This is a genomic window from Nakamurella lactea DSM 19367 (genome assembly GCF_000426645.1).
GTDB lineage: Bacteria > Actinomycetota > Actinomycetes > Mycobacteriales > Nakamurellaceae > Nakamurella > Nakamurella lactea.
Window position 1 is genome coordinate 125,210 of sequence record NZ_AUFT01000006.1, and the last position, 14,900, is coordinate 140,109.

General features: G+C 69.5%; 17 protein-coding genes. 6 read left to right on the forward strand and 11 right to left on the reverse strand.

Annotation, left to right across the window (positions count from 1 at the left end; genetic code table 11):
• Window positions 1-39: 39 nt before the first annotated feature.
• The 10 genes from K340_RS0106260 to K340_RS0106305 form a co-directional block, all read right to left on the reverse strand.
• The gene (locus K340_RS0106260; protein WP_029136086.1) at window positions 40-1,383 is read right to left on the reverse strand and encodes a DUF7373 family lipoprotein; all 1,344 of its coding nucleotides are present in this window, start codon (window positions 1,381-1,383) and stop codon (window positions 40-42) included.
• Window positions 1,383-2,318: a tRNA pseudouridine(38-40) synthase TruA gene (gene truA / locus K340_RS27905; protein WP_154674107.1), complete on the reverse strand. Its 936-nt coding sequence runs from the start codon at window positions 2,316-2,318 to the stop codon at window positions 1,383-1,385. Before truA ends, K340_RS0106260 begins: the two co-directional genes overlap by 1 nt.
• Before the next feature lie 103 nt (window positions 2,319-2,421).
• Window positions 2,422-3,222 carry a 50S ribosomal protein L17, sunset domain variant gene (gene rplQ / locus K340_RS37410; protein ID WP_029136087.1) on the reverse strand — a complete coding sequence of 267 codons (801 nt, stop codon included), beginning with the start codon at window positions 3,220-3,222 and terminating at the stop codon, window positions 2,422-2,424.
• A gap of 132 nt (window positions 3,223-3,354) precedes the next feature.
• Window positions 3,355-4,410 (reverse strand): DNA-directed RNA polymerase subunit alpha, encoded by a 1,056-nt coding sequence (locus K340_RS0106275; RefSeq protein WP_029136088.1) that lies wholly within the window; start codon window positions 4,408-4,410, stop codon window positions 3,355-3,357.
• A gap of 213 nt (window positions 4,411-4,623) precedes the next feature.
• A complete protein-coding gene (gene rpsD / locus K340_RS0106280) occupies window positions 4,624-5,229 on the reverse strand; it encodes a 30S ribosomal protein S4 (RefSeq protein WP_029136089.1) in 606 nt (201 codons plus the stop codon).
• Window positions 5,230-5,249: 20 nt separating this feature from the next.
• The gene (gene rpsK / locus K340_RS0106285; RefSeq protein WP_029136090.1) at window positions 5,250-5,657 is read right to left on the reverse strand and encodes a 30S ribosomal protein S11; all 408 of its coding nucleotides are present in this window, start codon (window positions 5,655-5,657) and stop codon (window positions 5,250-5,252) included.
• 6 nt (window positions 5,658-5,663) lie between these two features.
• On the reverse strand, window positions 5,664-6,041 hold the full coding sequence (gene rpsM, locus K340_RS0106290; RefSeq protein ID WP_029136091.1) for a 30S ribosomal protein S13: 378 nt from the start codon (window positions 6,039-6,041) through the stop codon (window positions 5,664-5,666).
• A gap of 195 nt (window positions 6,042-6,236) precedes the next feature.
• Complete coding sequence (rpmJ, locus tag K340_RS0106295; protein WP_029136092.1) at window positions 6,237-6,350, reverse strand: 50S ribosomal protein L36; 114 nt, start codon at window positions 6,348-6,350, stop codon at window positions 6,237-6,239.
• Between the two features lie 44 nt (window positions 6,351-6,394).
• The gene (gene infA / locus K340_RS0106300; RefSeq protein WP_029136093.1) at window positions 6,395-6,616 is read right to left on the reverse strand and encodes a translation initiation factor IF-1; all 222 of its coding nucleotides are present in this window, start codon (window positions 6,614-6,616) and stop codon (window positions 6,395-6,397) included.
• A 374-nt stretch (window positions 6,617-6,990) separates the two neighbouring features.
• A complete protein-coding gene (locus K340_RS0106305; protein WP_029136094.1) occupies window positions 6,991-7,992 on the reverse strand; it encodes a sigma-70 family RNA polymerase sigma factor in 1,002 nt (333 codons plus the stop codon).
• 201 nt (window positions 7,993-8,193) lie between these two features.
• On the opposite strand from K340_RS0106305, the gene K340_RS27910 reads away from it, so the two are divergent.
• From K340_RS27910 to K340_RS27925, 4 genes are read left to right on the forward strand one after another with little or no spacing between them, the layout of a single operon-like run.
• On the forward strand, window positions 8,194-9,645 hold the full coding sequence (locus K340_RS27910) for an MFS transporter (RefSeq protein WP_154674108.1): 1,452 nt from the start codon (window positions 8,194-8,196) through the stop codon (window positions 9,643-9,645).
• Between the two features lie 48 nt (window positions 9,646-9,693).
• Window positions 9,694-10,221 carry an ankyrin repeat domain-containing protein gene (locus K340_RS27915; protein ID WP_051265272.1) on the forward strand — a complete coding sequence of 176 codons (528 nt, stop codon included), beginning with the start codon at window positions 9,694-9,696 and terminating at the stop codon, window positions 10,219-10,221.
• Window positions 10,218-11,099 carry a phosphatase PAP2 family protein gene (locus tag K340_RS33955; RefSeq protein WP_051265274.1) on the forward strand — a complete coding sequence of 294 codons (882 nt, stop codon included), beginning with the start codon at window positions 10,218-10,220 and terminating at the stop codon, window positions 11,097-11,099. Before K340_RS27915 ends, K340_RS33955 begins: the two co-directional genes overlap by 4 nt.
• A 32-nt stretch (window positions 11,100-11,131) precedes the next feature.
• Window positions 11,132-11,914 (forward strand): serine hydrolase, encoded by a 783-nt coding sequence (locus tag K340_RS27925; RefSeq protein WP_051265276.1) that lies wholly within the window; start codon window positions 11,132-11,134, stop codon window positions 11,912-11,914.
• An 11-nt stretch (window positions 11,915-11,925) separates the two neighbouring features.
• On the opposite strand, the gene K340_RS0106330 is transcribed toward K340_RS27925, so the two are convergent.
• A complete protein-coding gene (locus K340_RS0106330; protein ID WP_051265278.1) occupies window positions 11,926-12,981 on the reverse strand; it encodes a YeiH family protein in 1,056 nt (351 codons plus the stop codon).
• A gap of 72 nt (window positions 12,982-13,053) precedes the next feature.
• On the opposite strand from K340_RS0106330, the gene K340_RS0106335 reads away from it, so the two are divergent.
• On the forward strand, window positions 13,054-13,953 hold the full coding sequence (locus K340_RS0106335; protein ID WP_029136096.1) for a LysR family transcriptional regulator: 900 nt from the start codon (window positions 13,054-13,056) through the stop codon (window positions 13,951-13,953).
• A 151-nt stretch (window positions 13,954-14,104) separates the two neighbouring features.
• The gene (locus K340_RS0106340; RefSeq protein WP_051265280.1) at window positions 14,105-14,761 is read left to right on the forward strand and encodes a TetR/AcrR family transcriptional regulator; all 657 of its coding nucleotides are present in this window, start codon (window positions 14,105-14,107) and stop codon (window positions 14,759-14,761) included.
• The last annotated feature ends 139 nt before the right edge of the window (window positions 14,762-14,900 follow it).

Consider the following 14,900-nt stretch of genomic DNA (forward strand, 5'->3'; position numbering starts at 1 on the left):
GACCGGACCAGGTCAAAGTGAGCCGGCCCATGGCCGGTGTCAGGCGTTGAGCATCGCGATCTGCGAGGCCAGCGACTTCGTCACATCCGTCGCGCTGTCGGATCGGAACTCGAAGGCGTACCGGCCCACCGCTCCGGTGCAGTAGTAGCTGGCGTTCAGCGCGTCCTCCAGGCACTTGGCGTCCGGGGTCCCCTGCAGCGCCAGGTCCTGCATCTTCGGGTTCTGGGTCCGAATCTCCTGGTAGAAGGTGTCCCGGACGAGCGTCGCACCGCTGTTGTCGGTCGCCCGGTACACGGTGGACCGGTTGGAGGCGACCGAGTCGACCCCGGCGTCCTTGAACGCCTTCCCGTCCTGGGCGTAGTCGCCCATCAGGTGCATCATCGCGGCGGCCGTGTACGCGCCATTGGAGACATCGCCCTTACCGGAAGGCATCGGCAGGGTCCTGGCGTACAGCCCGTCGGGATCCACCAGCAGGGTTTTGAGCTTGTCCTTGGGGGTCGCCTTGAAATCCTTGAGGGCTGCTTTCTCCATACTGAAGTATTTCGCGAGGTAGCTAGGCTGTTGCGCCTTGTCGGTTGCCTTGCCCTCGATCCAGGCGTACATCACCAGCGGGCCGATCGCCTGGAAGGCGTGCGCGTACTGGCCGCGGGTGCTCTTGGCCGTCCATCCCACAGCCTTCGGGAAGCCGGGGATGGTCAGCTTCGCGTCGCCGTCGTCCTTCGCCGCCGCTGCCATGTCGGTGGCGGCCTTGGCTGCCTTGGCCCGGTCCGGGAACTCCAGGACCGCGACGACCAGGGCTGCAGAGTTGTCCTCGGTGCCCCTGACGCTGGAGAATCCCGCGTACATCCCGTCCCGGCCGGCAACGGCCGGCACCGGTTCGGTGAACAGCAGTGACAACGCGTCCGCACTCTTGTACGGGTAGGTCGGGCTCTTGCCGACGGTGTAGGTCGGCATCACCGCCGTGGGGTGCACCACATAGCCGGCAAGCCGGCGGCCCTCGATGGCGGCCGCGGACTCCTCGCTGGTCGGATTCTTGTTCAGTGCGCGCGGCGCCATCGGATACAGCGGGTCCTCGCCGCCGCCGGTGCTCGACGCCGACGACGACGGATCGCTGGATCCAGCGGTGGCCGGGGTCGACCCCGCGGTGTCCGGAGGCGGCCCGGCAGTCGTCACGGGCGAGGTCGGGGTTGCCGGCGGCGAGCTCTGGTCGGTGGTCGGCGTCGGCGTCGGGCCGGCCGATCCCGTCGGCGCCGAGGTCAGTCCGGTCGCGTCGGGCGCAGCCTGCGCGGAGCCGGCGACCGAGTTCGCACAGCCCGCGATCAGTGCCGCACCGGCAATCACCGCGATCGCCGCCCGCCAGCTGAGTGTCCGCCGCACCGTCATCACATTTCCTCTTCGTCCCGGGAAGCCCCGTTGTTCTGGTCTGTCATCGCCTCGGCAGCCGTCCGGACATCGAGGTCGCTGCGCTGCGCCCTGGTGGCCGCCGATCTGGCCGCCAGCGCCGTGTCTGCTGGGTAGTCGACGCCGACCAAGGTCAGCCCCCTGGCGGGCGCGGTGTGCACCGAAGAGGTCCGCCGCTTCGCCTGCAGCAGCACCGCCGGCTCGGTGATCGGCATCCGTCCCTCCCCGACCGCGATCAGCACGCCCACCAGCGATCGAACCATCGAATGGCAGAACGCATCGGCCGCGACCGTGATCACCACGTCGTCGTCATCGGTGGTGATCGACAGCTGCTGCAGTTCTCGGATGGTAGTGCCGTCCGGGCGGGCCTTGCAGAAGGTTGCGAAATCCCGCAGCCCGAGCAGGGTGTCAGCGGCCCGTTGCATGGCCACCGCGTCCAATGGGCGGGGCCGGGCGAACACGTCGGACCGGTGCAGGGGGTCCACCCCCCAATCCGCCGTGCTGATCCGGTAGCGGTAGTGCCGCCGCAGGGCCGAGAAGCGGGCGTCGAACCCGGCCGGGGCGACTGTCACCGCGCGCACCCTGACGTCCGGCGGCAGCAGGCCGGCCAGCCGGCGGCGTAGACCGGCGCAGCCCTGGTCGAGCGACCGGTCGCGATGTCGCGGCGTCAGAGAAATCAGCGCCATCCGATCGACGTCGAGGTGCGCCACCTGACCGGTGGCGTGGACACCCGAGTCAGTGCGTCCGGCCACCACCAGCGACACCGGGGTGCGGAACAGGACGGCCAGCGCCTCGCCCAGCACTCCCGCCACCGTGCGCCGCTCCGGTTGCACCGCCCAGCCGACGAAGTCGGTGCCGTCGTAGGAGATGTCCAGCCGCAGTCTGACGGGCGGCGCCGCAGGAATCTCCGTCGTCACCGCCCGAGGGTATCGGACCGGCCGGACAGCGCCGGTGCGCTCGAATGCCGAAGGCCCGCTCCCCTTGCAGGGAACGGGCCTTCGTGAATCCGGGCGCCGGCCGTCAGCCGTTGTCGGAGTCCTCAGCGCTGTCCGCTGCCGAGTCCTCGGACGCGTCCTCGCGCTGCGAGGGCGGCAACTGGAATCCGGCGGCCTCCGCGTCCTCGGCGGTGGCGAACCAGACCTCGGCGACAGTGCGCTCGTAGAACGCCGAATCCGGCACGTGGTACAGCATCGAGTCGGCATTGCCCTTGATCGGGAAGCCCTCCGGTGCGCTGCCGTCCTCCAGCGGGGCATGGCTGCCCGCGCCGTAGGGAGCCTCGTCCGTTGACGTGCTCTCCTCGACCTCGGCCGTGGCGGCGCCATCGGTGTCGACCAGAGCCTGCGGGGCGTCCTCGGCCGCCGCATCGGTGCTGTCGGTGGTCTCGGTCGACTCGGCCGGCTTGCTGTCGGCCTTCTGCTGCGAGGCAGCCCTGCGGGTAGCCCTGGAGGCCTGCGCGGTGACGGTCTCCTCGGTGATCAGCTCGATCTGCGCCATCGGGGCGTTGTCGCCCTTGCGCGGCAGCACCTTGGTGATCCGGGTGTAGCCGCCCTCGCGGGTGGCGAAGCTCGGCGCGATCTCGGCGAACAGCTTGTGCAGCACGTCCTTGTCGCGGACGGTCTTGAGCACCTCGCGACGGGCGTGCAGAGTGCCGCGCTTGGCCGAGGTGATCAGCTTCTCGGCCACCGGACGCAGCCGCTTGGCCTTGGTCTCGGTGGTGGTGATCTTGCCGTGCTCGAACAGCTGGGTGGCCAGGTTGGCCAGGATCAGCCGCTCGTGCTGCGGCGAGCCGCCGAGGCGGGGGCCCTTGCTGGGGGTGGGCATGTCGTGCTCCTAGGGTGTCCCGCCTCCCGGCGGGGTTCTCGGTGGTACGTCAGATGTGGTGCTTGGCCCCGGAAGTGGGGCGCGGGCGCCGAGGCGGCGGAACCGCCGTGGCCGGATCGGATCCGGCCACGGTCAGATCTGCTCGGTCTCCGCGTAGTCGGTGTCGTCACCCGAGTCGTCGTCGGAATCCGACGCGCCCGAGCCCCAGTCGTTGCCGTAGGCCAGGGCAGCGGCGGTCGGGTCGAACCCGGCCGGCGAGTCCTTGAGCGCCAGGCCCATCTGGTGCAGCTTGACCTTGACCTCGTCGATCGACTTCTGGCCGAAGTTGCGGATGTCCAGCAGGTCGGCCTCGGTGCGGGCGACCAGCTCACCGACGGTGTGGATGCCCTCGCGCTTGAGGCAGTTGTAGGAGCGGACGGTCAGGTCCATCTCCTCGATCGGCAGCGCGAACGCGGCGATGTGGTCCGCCTCGGCCGGCGACGGGCCGATCTCGATGCCCTCGGCGTTCAGGTTCAGCTCGCGGGCCAGCCCGAACAGCTCCACCAGGGTGGTGCCGGCCGAGGCCAGCGCGTCCCGCGGGGAGATGGACGACTTGGTCTCCACGTCCAGCACCAGCCGGTCGAAGTCGGTGCGCTGCTCGACCCGGGTGGCCTCCACCCGGTAGGTGACCTTGAGCACCGGCGAGTAGATCGAGTCGACCGGGATCCGGCCGATCTCGGCGCCGACCACCTTGTTCGGGGCGGCCGGCACGTAGCCGCGGCCACGCTCGACGACCAGCTCGATCTCGAGCTTGCCCTTCTTGGTCAGGGTGGCCAGGTGCAGGTCCGGGTTGTGCACGGTGACGCCGGCCGGCGGCGCGATGTCGGCGGCGGTGACCTCACCCGGGCCCTGCTTGCGCAGGTACATGGTGACCGGCTCGTCGTCCTCGGAGGAGACGACCAGGTCCTTGACGTTGAGGATCAGCTCGGTGACATCTTCCTTGACACCGGGCACCGTGGTGAACTCGTGCAGCACACCGTCGATGCGGATGCTGGTGACGGAGGCGCCGGGGATGGACGAGAGCAACGTCCGGCGGAGCGAGTTGCCGAGGGTGTAGCCGAAGCCGGGCTCGAGCGGCTCGATGACGAACCGCGAACGGCTGTCGTTGACGGTCTCTTCGGACAGACTGGGGCGCTGGGAAATCAGCACAGGGGATTCCTCTCCCAATGTTCAGGTGACGACCGCTATATGACGTCACGGTGTTACTTCAAATGCGGTTACTTCACATGCGGTGATGCCGAAACAGGCAGATGCCCGATCGGCAGGAATCGCTCCTGCCGATCGGGCTCTTGCGCTACTTGTGGCCCACGACGAAACGACGAAGTCGGATCGCGTGTGGCCCCAAGGGATGGACGGAGTTCATCACTTGGAGTAGTACTCGACGATCAGCTGCTCGTTGATCTGCGAGTCGATCTGGCCGCGGACCGGCAGCTGGTGGATCAGCACCTGCAGGGTGTCGGGGACCACCTGCAGCCAGGCCGGGGTGGGCCGATCACCGAACGTCTGGCGGGCCACCTCGATCGGGAACTTGGCCAGCGACTGCTTGCGGACCGTGACGATGTCGAACTGCTCGACCCGGTACGACGGAACGTCCACCCGGACACCGTTGACCTCGAAGTGGCCGTGGGTGACGAGCTGACGGGCGCCGCGCCGGGTGCGGGCAAGGCCCGCGCGATACACCACGTTGTCCAGCCGCGACTCGAGAATCTGCATCAGCGAGTCGCCGGTCTTGCCGGCCCTGCGGGCAGCTTCCTTGTAGTACCGGGAGAACTGCTTCTCCATGACGCCGTAGGTGAAGCGGGCCTTCTGCTTCTCCTGCAGCTGCGTCAGGTATTCCTTCTCCTTGGTGCGAGCGCGGCCGTGCTGCCCCGGGGGGAACGGACGACGCTCGAACGCCTGGTCGCCGCCGACGAGGTCGGTCTTGAGCCGGCGGGAGATCTTGGTGACGGGACCTGTATATCTAGCCATTTTCTTTTACCTTCTCCCCGTCAGACCCGACGCCGCTTGGGCGGACGGGTGCCGTTGTGGGCCTGGGGGGTGACGTCGGAGATCGCGCCGACCTCCAGGCCGGCGGCCTGCAGCGAACGGATCGCGGTCTCGCGGCCCGAGCCCGGGCCCTTGACGAAGACGTCGACCTTGCGCATGCCGTGCTCCATCGCCTTGCGGGCGGCGGACTCGGCGGCCATCTGGGCGGCGTACGGGGTGGACTTGCGGGAGCCCTTGAAGCCGACGTGGCCGGCGGAGGCCCAGCTGATCACGGCACCGGTCGGATCGGTGATCGAGACGATGGTGTTGTTGAACGTGCTCTTGATGTGAGCGTGGCCGTGGGAGACATTCTTCTTCTCCTTACGGCGCACCTTCTTCGCGCCGGGACCGGTGCGAGTCTTGGGAGGCATAGTCGATTACCTGGCCTTCTTCTTGCCGGCGATGGTCTTCTTCGGGCCCTTACGAGTCCTGGCATTGGTCTTGGTGCGCTGGCCGCGGACGGGGAGGTGGCGGCGGTGCCGCAGGCCCTGGTACGAGCCGATCTCCATCTTGCGGCGAATGTCGGCCTGCACCTCGCGGCGCAGGTCACCTTCGACCTTGAACTCGTTGGCCTCGATCGCATCGCGCAGAGCCAGAACCTGCTCGTCGCTGAGATCCTTGGACCGAAGGTCCGGGCTGATGCCGGTGGCCTTCAGCACGGCGAGCGAGCGGGTGTGCCCGATGCCGTAGATGTAGGTGAGTGCGACCTCCATCCGCTTGTCGCGGGGAAGATCGACGCCCATGAGACGTGCCATCAGGCAACCTCTCCATTTCTTCCCGCGGACGGGAATGGCGCTACAGGTGTCGGTCGCGTCCCGTCCCGGATGTTTCCGGGCCTCGGCCTGTAGTCCGAGGGTGTCCGTTCGCCGCTGGTTGCCCGCGGGTGACGGCTGGTGACGCGATGCTGGGTACTGCTGGTGCCCGGTTGCCCGGGCGACGTCGGGGCCTGATCAGCCCTGACGTTGCTTGTGCCGCGGGTTGTCGCAGATCACCATGACGCGGCTGTGGCGACGGATCACCTTGCACTTGTCACAGATCTTCTTGACGCTCGGCTGAACCTTCATCGTCGTGTCCTCTGTTGCGTGTGACTGTGTTGAATTGCTACCGGTTACTTGTAGCGGTAAACGATGCGACCGCGGGAGAGGTCGTACGGCGAGAGCTCCACGACCACCCGGTCCTCGGGCAGGATGCGGATGTAGTGCTGCCGCATCTTGCCGCTGATGTGCGCGAGCACGCGGTGCCCGTTCTCCAACTCCACGCGGAACATGGCGTTGGGTAGCGGCTCCACGACCCGGCCTTCGACCTCGATGGCCCCGTCTTTCTTGCCCATATCCTCCGCAATCCTGGTTGTCCTCGGCTGCCTCGTGCCAGTGCTGCAACCGCCCGTGGCCGGCTCGTGTTCCCGCAGGAGCACACCGTCACGCACGGCACGGCCCGACCGGCCCGTTCTGCCAACCCCGGACGGGGCGGCGGAGGAGCCGGTGAGCTCGACATCGTTGCCCGGGCACCGGCCCGGCGCTGCGACTGACGACGCCGTACCGAACCGCTCTCCCGGAAGATGCGCGTTCGAGGATGTCGATCCGATCGGTAACTGGGACTTCCCGGGAATGGGACCCCGAACTTTCCCAGCAACAAACCGGCCCGACACGCGCGCCAAGAGCCACTCTACGCGGGAAGCAGGGGTAACTCCAATTCGCGGACCGATCAGCCGGAGCCGACCGCGGGCAGCAACTCGGGCAGGTCGAAGGTCGCGAACAGGCCGGGCTCCATGAAGACCCGCAACCGCAGTATCGCACCCGAGGTCGGCGTGAGCAGGTGGATCGAGTGCGCACCGAAGCGGCCGTCGGGCAACTGCTTGTACGACGCGATCGCCGGCTGGCCGTTGGCCAGCGTCGGCAGGGTCCGGCGCCCACCGGTGGCGAACACCACCTCCGAGAAGAAGCCGGCAACCGCGTCGCGACCGGCGAACCAGGTTGCGTACGGCGGCATCTCAAGCGCGACGTCCGCGCGCATGATGCTGACGAGCTCGGCGATGTCGGCCGTCTCGAAGGCTTTCACGTAACGCGCCAGCAGGTCCTGCAGCTGCGGGCTCAGCGGGTCTGTGGCGTCTGTGGTGTCCGGTTCGACGCTTCCCAGCTGCGCCCGCGCCCGCTGCAGAGCGCTGTTGACGGCGGCCACCGAGCTGTCCAGCAGCTCGGCGACCTCCGCCGCCCGCCAGACCAGCACGTCGCGCAGGATGAACACCACCCGTTGCCGCGGCGGCAGCTGCTGCAACGTCGCCACCAGGGCCAACCGGACGCTCTCCCGGGTGACGACGGTGTCGGCCGGATCATCCGACAGCAGCAGCGAGTCCGGGGCCGGCTGCAGCCACGAGACACCCGGCTGCCGGTCGAGCGCCTCGGCGGGCTCCGTACTGGCCGGCCGGAGTCCGGACGGCATGGCCCGGCGGCCGCGCTGCTCGAGCGCCGTCAGACATGCGTTCGTCGCGATCCGGTAGAGCCAGGTCCGGATCGATGCCCGGCTCGGGTCGTAGTCGTCGAGGGCGCGCCAGGCCCGCAGCATCGTCTCCTGGAGCAGGTCCTCGGCGTCATGGATCCCGCCCATCATCCGGTAGCAGTAGGCGAGCAGCTCGCGCCGGTACGGCTGCAGGCGGCGGCTGAAGTCGCCGCCTCCCTCGGTGGGCTCGCCCCAACTGGCGGTCGTCATGTCGGTGCCTCGGTTCTTGCCGCTGTTCGCGTCAATGGTGCCGTCGATGGTGTCACTGATACCTACTCGCGATCCCGCGAAGACTCATCGGTCATCGACCAGCGATCTTGACGCGATCCGGTGAGCGATGAGTTTCCGGCGTCGGCCGGTAGGTACCTGCGATGGGGCTCGATCGGGGCGCCACGCATCGGAGGAGCCAGGATGACCGTCGCCGAACTTGCACCACCCACCCGCACCCGCACGCCATGGCCGATGCTGGTCGTGCTGCTGCTCGGCCACTTCATGGCGTTGCTGGACACCACGATCGTGAACGTCGCCGTTCCGACCATCCGGGCCGAGCTCGGCGCGTCCGGGGCCGCGCTGCAGCTCGTCATCGGCGGGTACGCCATCGCCTACTCGATGCTGCTGATCACCGGCGCCCGGCTCGGCGACATCCACGGTCGCCGGCGGGTCTACCTCGCCGGGGTGGCGATTTTCGCCGTCAGCTCGCTGGTCTGTGGACTCGCGCCGAACATCGGCGTGCTGATCGCGGCGCGGCTCGTCCAGGGTGCCGCCGCCGCGATGACGGTGCCGCAGGTGATGAGCATCATCCAGCTCCGGTTCACCGGCCAGGCCCGCGCGGTGGCGTTCAGCGCCTACAGCGCGGTCATGTCCGTCGGCATGGTGCTGGGCCTGGTCGTCGGTGGTGTGCTGGTGAACGCGGACCTGTTCGGCACGAGCTGGCGCCCCATCTTCATGGTCAATGTCCCGATCGCCGTGGTGATCCTGGCGTTGCTGCCCAGGCTGCTGCCAGCGGATGCGCCGGCCGGATCCCGCCGCCTCGACGTCTCCGGGCTGGCCGTCTCGTTGCCGGCCGTCTCCCTCGTCGTTGCTCCGCTGGTGCTCGGTCGCGAATACGGCTGGCCTGCCTGGACATTCGCTGCGATGGCGGCCGGCGTCGGGCTGCTGGTCGTGCTGGTCGGGATGGAGCAACGGATCCGGGCTCGCGGCGGCGACCCGCTGATCGACGTCGCGGTACTGCGACGGCCGGGGCTCGCGCTCGGCATCACGACGCTGGCACTGCTGATGGCGGCCTTCGCCGGCTTCCTGTTCACCTTCTCGTTGCATCTGCAGGCGGGCCTGGGTGACACGGCGCTGCGGACCGGAATGACGCTGGCGCCGATGGCGGTGGTGTTCGGTGCGGTGGGATTCTCCTGGGCGCGGCTGCCGGCATCGGTGCAGCACCTGTTGCCGGCGGTCGCGCTGGCGCTGTGCACCGTTGGCTATCTGGGGCTGGTCGTCGGCCTGCGGAACGGCTCGCAGACCGGACCCGCCCTCTGGGTAGCCCTTTCGTCGATCGGTGCCGGTCTCGGGCTCGGCATCGGGACCCTGGTGACCCACTCGGTGCGATTCGTCCCGCCGGCACAGGTGGGTGACGCGAGTGGGCTGCTGATGTCTGCCCTGCAACTGGCCGGTGTGGTCGGCGTCGCGGCGATCGGCGGGGTGTTCCTGGCCCACGACGAACCGGGTGCCGTCGGTTGGACCCGGGCGATATCGACGACGGCCATGTCCACGACGGCATGGGTGCTCGCCGCCGCGGCTGCGGCCGGAGTGGTCGCCGCCGCCGCACTTGCCCGGTCCATCGCGATCCGCCGGCGGGCCGAGGCGCGCTGATCTGCGGGGCCGCCGTCGGCACCGCTGCACCGGCGGCACAATGACCGGATGGCCGACGCCGGGTGGGAGCGCACAGCGCTGATCGACGCCGTGCTGCACCAGCACCCGCACCGGTTGGCGGCCCTGCTGGCCGACGGCGCCGACTGGCGTGCGGGCGACAGCGAGGGCAACACCGCGCTGCACTGGGCGGCGATGCTGGAATCGACGGACCTGTTGGAACTGCTGCTGGATGCCGGCGTCGACGCGTCCGTGCGCAACACCGTCACCGGCGTCACCGCGGTGCATTCGGCGTTGCTGGCCGGGCGCGCCGACACCCTCGAGCTGTTGATCGACCGCGGGGTCGACCTGACCGCGACCGACCGCAGCGGTGACACCGCGCTGCACTGGGCCGCGCTGGTGAACCGGTACGACGCGATCCTGGCGATGCTCGGCGCCGGAGCCGATCCCGGTGCCAGGAACATCAACGGCGTCACCTTCGGGCAGCTGATGGATCTGACCGACGAGCGGATTCTGTCTGCTGGAGCCAAACGGATGCGCAGGCGGATCCGCACGCTGCTGGCCAGGTCGGCGCCGTGAACCTCCGGGCGGCGCTGCCGACCGGCATGTTCAGCCACTACTGGCAGGCCTGGCTGCCCTACGCGATCGCCGCGCTGCTGCTCGGGACGCTCGCCGGACTCGCCGCGCTGCATGCGACCGGGGTTCGCCGGATCGCCCCGGCCGGCACCTTCGCCCTCGCTGCGCTCGCGCTCGCAGTACTCGGCGGCCTGGCGGCGATCCTGGCCGACGCCGCGGCCGAGGGTGACGGGCTGACCGTCTTCGACCGGCCGACCTGGCAGTGGTTCATCGACCACCGCTCCCCCGCTGCGACCGCCGTCGCGAAGGTGGTCACCACGGTGGGCAGCACCCTGGTGATGGGCGTGCTGGCCGGCCTGACCGCGGCGCTGTTGTGGTGGCGCCGGCGACGCGGTGACGCCGTACTCACCGCCGTGGTGGCGGCCGGCGCGGGACTGATCGTCGTCATCGGTAAACGAGCGGTAGGGCGACAGCGCCCACCGGCCGACTTCCGGCTGGTGACGGAGACCAACGCCTCCTTCCCTTCCGGACATGCACTGGCCTCGACGGCGATCCTCGGAACGCTCACCGTGCTACTGGTGGCCGGCACTCGCCCCGTGGCCGCCAGAATCGGCGTCGTCGCGGCGGCGCTGACGCTGATCGCGGCGATCGGCATCAGCCGGCTCTACCTCGGGGTGCACTGGGCGACCGACGTGCTCGGTGGCTGGCTGACCGGCGCCGGCTGGCTGCTGTTGTGCGTCGTCGCGCGGCGGTTGTGGCGTTCCTACCGGGACAACGCCCAGCACGGTGGCCCGACCGGCAACGACCCTGGCACCACCGATCTGGACCACCCCGGCGCCTCCGATGTGCCCGACGCACCTGCCGACGGCGCCGCGTCCTGAGTCGGCCGCCCCTGCCCACCTAGACTCTGCGGGTGGCCCAGATCAGCGTGTGTCTCCTCGATGCCGATTCCGGCGCGGTGCTCGAGTTCGACGGTGGCGAGCGGGTGCACCGCACCGCGTCCATCGGCAAGATCCTGTTGTTGATCGAGGTTGCCATCCGGATGGCCGACGGCCGGATGCCCGCGCAGCAGACGCTGCAGCGGGCGCCGGCCGACGAGATGAACGACTCCGGGCTGTTGCAGCACCTGCAGGTGCAGGCGCTGCCGGCCGCCGATCTCGCGGTGCTGGTCGGCGCGGTCAGCGACAACCTGGCCACCAATTTGTTGCTGCGGCACGTCGGCATCCCTGCAGTGATGGAACGGGCCCGCACCCTCGGACTGAAGCACACCGCCCTGCACGACCGGGTCAGGGCGGTCCGCCGGCCGTCCGATCCGCCGACCTTGTCCACCGGCACCGCGGCCGAACTGGCCGATCTGCTGGCCAGGCTGCACCGCGGCGAGGTGCGGTCCAGGGTGGTCTCCCGGCAGGTCCTGCAGTGGCTGACGCTGGACACCGACACCTCGATGACGGCCGGCGCACTCGGCCTCGACCCGTTGGCGCACGTCGAACCGGACCGCGGGCTGACACTGTCCCACAAGACCGGCACCGAAACCGGGATCCGTTGCGACGTCGGCCTGGTGACCGGGCCGAAACTGGCTGTGGCCTATGGGGTTCTGGCCGAGTTCACCGAGTCGGGCGGCGCCGACGAGCGCGATGCGGTGCTGGGCGAGATGTTCGCCGTCGGCGAGCGGGTCCGGGCACTGGTCGGCGGCTGACCGGCGGGATGTCAGTGGGTCAGCCGGACGCCCGCGTATGCCACCGCGGCGATGATCACCCACGAGATCAGGCCCAGCAGTAGGGGTTTGCCGCCTGCCTTGCGCAGCACTTGCCAGGAGACGCCGGTCCCCAGCCCGAAAAGCGCTACGGCGAGCAGGATCTCCTGCGCCGTCTTGGCCGCCTGCAGGGCACCGGCCGGAATACTGAAGACCGAGTTGGCGATGATCGCCAGCAGGAAGCCGAGCACGAACAGCGGCATCAGCGGCGGTCGACGGCCCGGCTCGACCGGGGATGACTGCGCTGTCCCCGACGACAGTCGGGCGGCGACCCGGCGGACCGACACAGCGACGGCGAACACCAACGGCGCCAACATGATCACCCTGGTCAGCTTGACGATCACCGCACTCTGCAGGGCGCCCGGCACCTGGTTGGCGGTGGCCACCGTCTGACCGACGTCGTGCACGGAGGCCCCCACCCAGGAGCCGAAGGCAACGGGGTCGTCCAGGCCCAGCGGGTGTTGCAGCAGCGGCAGAATGACGATCGCCAGGCTGCCGCACAGGGTGACCAGGGCGACGGCGACCGCCGTATCGTGCTTGCGGCCCTTGGCGAACGGCTCCATCGCCGCGATCGCCGAGGCGCCGCAGATGGAGAAGCCGGTAGCGATGAGCAGGCTCAGCGGCCGGTCCAGCCCGAGCAGCCGGCCCAGCCATCTGGTGGTGACGAAGGTGACGCCGACGGTCACCACCACGACGATCAGGCCGGCCGAGCCGAGCTCACCGAGCTGCCGGAAGGACAGTTGCAGCCCCAGCAGCACCACCGCCGTCCGCAGCAGCGTGCGGGAGGCGATCTTGAGACCCGGTTGCAGCACCGGGCGGATCAGGCCGAGGTTCACCGCGAGCACGCCCAGCGCGACGGCGGCGCTGCCGGGGTTGAGGCCGGGGACCGCCAGGTGCACCAGGTAGGCCAGGGCCGCGCCGGCCGCCGCGACCAACAGCCCGGGGAGCAGCGGCACGGCCCGGCGCAGCGCGCCACGCCGGCCGGCGGTCGAAGTATCGGTGGCGTGCATGCCGACCAGCCTGGCGCAATCGCGGCCGCCGCGGTAGTCACCGATCCGCGAGAGGGGTCATAGACTTCGGCTATGCCGGACCGCAGCGCGCCGCTCCCCGACCTTGACGCCATCCGGTTGCTCGCGCTGGTCGCCGATACCGGCTCGATCGGCGGGGCCGCTCGTCGGGACGGGATCAGCCAACCGTCGGCGAGCAAGCGGATCGCCGTGCTGGAAAGGCGTCTCGGGCTGCGACTGCTGCGCCGCAGAACCACCGGTTCCGAACTCACCGACCACGGCCGGCTGGTGACCGAGTGGGCCAGGGAGGTGTTGCGGGCCACCGATGCCCTGCTGGCCGGCGCCGCCGCACTGCGCACGGCCGGCAGCGAGACGGTGCGGGTGGCGGCCAGCCAGACCGTCGCCGAGTACCTGATGCCGCTGTGGTTGGCCGAGCTCAGGACCGTCGAGTCCGGCGCCAGGGTCCGGCTCGAGGTGATGAACTCCACCGGCGTGGTCGCGGCCGTCGTCGCCGGCGACTGCGATCTCGGGTACATCGAATCCCCTGGCGTGCCCAAGGGTTTGACGACATCGACGGTGCGGGACGACGAGCTGTTGCTGGTGGCCGCGCCCGGGCACCCGTTCACCCGGCGGCGGACCCCGGTCACCGCGGCCGACCTGCTCGGTACCGCGCTGGTGGTGCGGGAACAGGGTTCCGGGACCAGGGAGGTGCTGGAGCGGGCGGTCGGCACCCTGGAGCTCGCCGACGTGCTCGAGCTCGACAGCAATGCCGCGGTCAAGATCGCTGTCGCCGCCGGGGCCGGGGCCACCGTGATCAGCCGGCTGGCCGTCGCCGCCGAGCTCACCAGAGGATCGCTGGTGCAGATCCGCACCGATGGACTCGACCTGCGCCGGCAGCTACGGATGGTCAGCCGCCGGGGGGCCAGGCCGAGTCCCGCCGCTGCGGCCCTGGCCCAGTTGTCCCATCGGCGTTGAAGTGTGACCCGGCTCACTCGATAATCCGTTGCCGCCCGGCGGCGCCGACGGACTACATTGAGACGGTACGAAACAGTTTCGTTCTATGAAGCTGTCGCTCCGGTGGTCGAGTCATCACGACTTCGATCAGCTACGACATCGAGGAGGCGCCATGACCGACACCGTCGTCGGCAGCGATCGGGTCGAGCCGGTGTCCGTGCCCGCGGCCAGGCCGCGGATCGACGGAGATCGCGAGGGCGCGATCTTCGAAGGTGTTGTCCGGCTGCTCGTCGAGGTCGGCTACGACAAGCTCACCTTCGACATGGTGGCCGCCGAGGTCAAGGCCAGCAAGGCGACGCTGTACCGGCGTTGGCCCACCAAGGTCGACCTGGTGATCAGCGCACTCGACCAGATCGCCGTCTGTCCGGCCGGCCGGCCGGACCTGTTGGACACCGGGACGCTGGAAGGCGACCTGGAGCAGTTGATCTGTGCCGACCCCGAATGGACCCAGCTGTTGCCCGGCATCGTCCGCGCAATCGTTCCGGCCCTGCACCGCGAGGCGGACCTGACCGCTGCGTTCAACCTGCACTTCATGCAACCCCGACAGGGCTTGCTGGTCGAGGTACTGCGGCGCGCGCAGTGCCGCGGTGAGATCGGCAAGGACGCCGACCTCGAGCAATTGGGCCAGATCCTTCCGGCCCTAGCCGTCTACCACGCGATGGTGACCGGCAGCGGTCCGGACACCACGGCGGCCAGGGCCGCCATCGAAACGGTCCTGCTGCCGGCCTGTCGGGCCACCATGACGGCGGGTCCGACGAGTTCTACCTGATTCGACCCGCTTCCTGACTCAATTACTCACCGACGACGACGTCCTCTGAGCGGTCGTCCGGATCCCGGACGGCGTCACCCGTAGCAACCTGTTCAGGTTGCGCCCCAACCCCTTTCGCTCCCACTCCTGCGCTCTTCGC